We start from the raw sequence: 4,237 nt of genomic DNA, 5'->3' as shown, positions 1-4,237 counted from the left end.
GGCTCGAGCGCCACATAGACGGCGTCGCCCTCCTCGGGCAGCTTCCCGCCCTGCCATAACGCAGGCGACAGGCGGGACATCTCGTACGACAACGTGACGTAGTCGCCATAGAGGAAATCCCGGGGATCGACGGGCGCGGTGCGTACGCGGATGTCTTCCCCGAACCATACCGCGGCGTACGCCGCGCCGGCGAGGCCGAGCAGCGCCAGCGCTTGCAGCGCGACGAGCAGGGCGAACGTCTTCTTCCAAGCTGCGGTCATCGATTACTCCTCCTTCGCTTCGTGCAGGGCGACGCGCTTGCGGCGGTTCAGCAGCCAACCGAGGCCGAGCAGCAGGACGCCCCCGAGCAGGAAAAACGCCGACTTGTCCAGGAAGCCCCACGTCAGCTTGAAATACGCGGCCATCGTCGCGAGCAGGAAGGCGACCGTACCGGCGTTGATGCGCAGCCGCGACTCTTCGCGGTAGCCGAGCAGCAGCGTCGCGAGCGCGAACAGGAACAGCGCCGCGAGATAGAGCGGGCCGATCGCGGCCGGCGGGGCGTACAGCAGCGGCAGGAACAGCAAGCCGTCGACGAGCGAGGGCAGATCGCCGCGCCGCCGCTTGAGGTAGACGGAGGCGGCGAGCAGCGCGGCGTAAGCCGGCAAGTACGCCGCGCCGTGCGGATGGAGCAGCGCGGTCCAGTACGCGTCGCCGGCGAGCGCGAGGACGAGCGCGAAGACGAACGCGCCCGCGACCGGCGGCAGCTGCAGGGCGAGACGGAGCCCGTCGCGCGGGACCGCGTCCGCGGCCGCGTATAGCAGGAGGAGCGGCAGAAACCACCAGCCGAACGCCCATTCCATCGACAGGACGAGCAAGAGGGCATGAAGGACGGCGCCGAGCGACCAGACCGCGGCCGCGAACGCGTCGCGGCGGACGGCGAGGAACGGGGCGAGCCCGAGCAGCAAGACGGCGAAGGCGGCGAAGCTGAACCGGCCGCCGAACGCGCCGAGGCTGTAGCCTTGGGCGACGAACGTCAGCACGACCGCGACGAGGTACAGATAGCGGCTGCGGAAGACGTACGCGAGCGCCGCCCCGGCCGCCGCCCAGACGACGAGCGTCGCGGCGCTGTACATGATCAGATGGAACATCTGATTGACGAGGACGAGGCCGCCGCCGAACGCGAACAGGCCGACGGAGACGAGCGCGACGCCGGCGCTCTCGCGCCCGCGGGCGAAGAGCCGCCCGCCCGCGGCGTAAAAGCCGAGCATCGCGGAGAGCAGCAGCGCGATGCGGATCGGGTTCCCGATCTCTTGCCAGTTCGCCGCGACGAAGCTGAGCACGCCGAGGCCGAGCAGGAGGCCGCCGAGCAGCGGCAGCGCGCCGGCGTCGCGTTCCTTGGTTTCATATAAGGCGGCGATGCGGGCGAGCTGCTCCGGGGTGACGATGCCTTCGCGCACCCAGCGGTTGCCTTCGCGGCGGAGCCATTTTCCGGACATGCGTTTTTCCCTCCTCGATGAGCTTCCGGCGAATTATTCCCCGGACGGGTTTTTCTTTCGAAGCAGCTTCGATTCCCACGATTCCAAGAACACTCGGGTCCCTTCGCGGAACAGCAGCCTAAGCGTCTTCGTGAGCACCTCTTTATTTTCCGGCGATTGGTTCAGCGCCTTGATGATTTCGCTGACCTTCCTCCACTTCGCTTGGGACAAGTCCCGGAAGTGCTTGACGTTCGTCGCTTCGAAAATGTAAAACATAGCGTCCACGAATTGCTCCCGCTGCGTCCGGTCCATGCCGTCGAGCCACGACTTCAGCGCGACGTTCAGCAGTCGGCTTTCCTTCGTCACGTTGTCGACGTGAATGAAACGAGGCCCCAGCACTTCCCACGACATCGCGTCGTGCTGCATGAACCTTTTCTGATTGCTTTGGACGACCGTATATTCTTCCTCATGCTCCAGGAGCATGCCGACGATGGACGACTGCGGCACGATCGTTCGAACGCGGGGCAGCATCGCGCGGTATTCCGGGCTGTCCGTCATGCTTGCGTCGAAGCCGGGACCGTCGTTGTTGTATACCTCAAGGATTCTGGACTGGATGCCGGGGCTGCATTTGACGGCGGCGTATACGGCTAGGTTGCCGCCCTTGGAATGCCCTCCGATTCGCAGCGGCGCCCCGGTTTCCCCCGCGGTGTCCTCCAAGTACCGAACCGCTTCGTACTGGGCGGGCACGGGCGTCGTAAAGCTCATATTGAAGTTTTCCTTCCAGCCGACGATCGTATTGTCCGTGCCCCGGTAAGCGATGTATACCGTTCCGTCTTCCAGCAGGACATGCATCGCCGCGAATTGCTTCGTCTGATCGAGGTCGATCACGTTCGCGAACCTCGACAGCTTGGCGTCGGCGAACCGGCGGCAGGACGCCATCTTCTTCAAAAGCATGGCCGACACGCGGATCAAATATCCCGCCATCGACAGGTCCTCTTCCCGGTACTTCGAAAAATACGATTCGGACGCTTCCCGGAGGGGGAGGCTCTCGGCGCTCGTCGCCGGCGGGACGATATAATCGAAATTTACGTACGCCAGCTGCGACAGCACCAGATTGTCCACTTCGTTAAACGGGGATTGCGCGAGCGTTAAGTCCCCGCGCCAATCCAAGTAATCCATCATATTGGCCATCTCGGCACCCTCTATCCTCGGTCCGGCTTCTCCTCCATCTTAGCAAAGATGGGCATGGCCTTGGAACAGCGGGGCGCGCCGGTCGCGTTGTTCATCGGCGATTGCGGCTCACCTTCCGCGATCGAATTTCGGCTTCAAGACGAAGAGCGAGCAGCACTCGACATGCGCGGTGTGCGGAAACATGTCCACGGGCTCGACCGACGCCAACGCGTAGGCTCCGTCCGCAAGCAGCGCGGCGGCGTCCTTGGCGAGCGTCGACGGGTTGCACGAGACGTAGACGATGCGCTTCGGCTTCACGCGGAGCAGCGCGTCGAGCAGCCGGCGGTCGCAGCCGGAGCGGGGCGGATCGACGACGACGACGTCGGGCCGCAGGCCCGCCTCGGCCCATTGCGGCAGCAGCTCCTCGGCGCGGGCGGCATAGAACGAGGCGTTGCCGATGCCGTTCGCGCGGGCGTTGCGGCGCGCATCCTCGATCGCTTCGGGCACCGCCTCGATGCCGCGCACCTCCTTCGCGCCGCGGGCGAGCCAGAGCGAGATCGTGCCGACGCCGCAGTAGGCGTCGACGACCGTCTCGGCGCCGGCGAGCGCCGCGGCTTTGCGCGCGAGGTCGTACAGTTTGATCGTCTGCGCGGGGTTGAGCTGGAAGAACGCGCGCGGCGACAGCTCGAACGTCAATTCGCCGAGCCGTTCGGCCATCCGTTCCGCGCCCCAGACGATGCGGGTTTTGTCGCCGAAGACGAGCGGCGTGTCCTCCGCATTGACGTTATGCGCGATGGAGACGACGTTCGGCAGGGCGCGCCGGACGTCGGCGACGAGCGCGCGCTCGCTCGGCAGCTCGGCGCCGGTCGTGACGAATGTGAGCTGCACGTCGCCAGAAGCGTGAGCCGCCCGGGCGACGACGGTGCGCAGCGCGGAAGGGCCGCGGCGGTCGCCGCGCGCCCTTGCGCGAGGCGGCGCCGAAGGCCTGCCGCCCGAGCGGACGGCGTATTCGCCGTCCTCCGGCGCGGCGTCGAGGCCGCGCGCGAACGCGCGCGCGTCGGCGATCGGCAGCCGCAGCTGCTGCACGATGCGCTTCACCGCCTGCATCGCGTCGTTGACGGCGCCGCGCTGCACCGGACAGCCGGCGATATCGACAAGCCGCCGGCTGCCCGGCGCATACAAGCCGGCGAGCACCTCGCGGCGATCGTCGCCGAGGCCGAGCTGCAGCTGCGCCTTGTTCCGGTAGGCGCGGGGCTCGTCCATGCCGAGGATCGGCGCGAGCGGCAGCTTGTCCGCGTCGATCCCCGCGTAGCGGGCGAACGCTTCGCGCACGAGCGCCTCCTTCTCGCGCAGCTGCGCCGCGTACTCAAGGTGTTGAAGGGAGCAGCCGCCGCACGCGTCGTACCAGGCGCAGAACGGCTCCGCGCGGTCGGGCGAACGCTTCTCCGTCTTCAGGGCGGCGCCGTACAGCAGCTTCGGCTCGATTTTCGTCACGCGCGCGCGCACGACCTCGCCCGGCAAGGCGCCGTCGACGAAGATCGCCTTCTTCTTGTAATAGCCGACGCCCTCGCCGTTAATGCCGAGCCGCTTGATCGTCACGACGACGGTGTCGC

At 66.8% G+C, this 4,237-nt stretch carries 4 protein-coding genes; all 4 read right to left on the bottom strand.

Features of this window, described 5'->3' with window-relative positions; all coding sequences use genetic code 11:
* A partial coding sequence (locus tag VEZ38_RS03455; protein WP_324891953.1) for a GDYXXLXY domain-containing protein occupies positions 1 to 260 on the bottom strand: 260 nt, incomplete at its 3' end.
* Positions 261 to 263: 3 nt separating this feature from the next.
* The gene (locus VEZ38_RS03450; RefSeq protein ID WP_324891952.1) at positions 264 to 1,475 is read right to left on the bottom strand and encodes a DUF2157 domain-containing protein; all 1,212 of its coding nucleotides are present in this window, start codon (positions 1,473 to 1,475) and stop codon (positions 264 to 266) included.
* A 33-nt stretch (positions 1,476 to 1,508) separates the two neighbouring features.
* Positions 1,509 to 2,645: a DUF2974 domain-containing protein gene (locus VEZ38_RS03445; RefSeq protein ID WP_324891951.1), complete on the bottom strand. Its 1,137-nt coding sequence runs from the start codon at positions 2,643 to 2,645 to the stop codon at positions 1,509 to 1,511.
* A 108-nt stretch (positions 2,646 to 2,753) separates the two neighbouring features.
* Positions 2,754 to 4,237: 23S rRNA (uracil(1939)-C(5))-methyltransferase RlmD (rlmD, locus tag VEZ38_RS03440; RefSeq protein ID WP_324891950.1), on the bottom strand; the 1,484-nt coding region annotated here is incomplete at its 5' end.

The organism is Paenibacillus sp. (assembly GCF_035645235.1).
GTDB lineage: Bacteria > Bacillota > Bacilli > Paenibacillales > YIM-B00363 > Paenibacillus_AE.
This window is presented reverse-complemented; position numbering and strand designations above follow the sequence as displayed.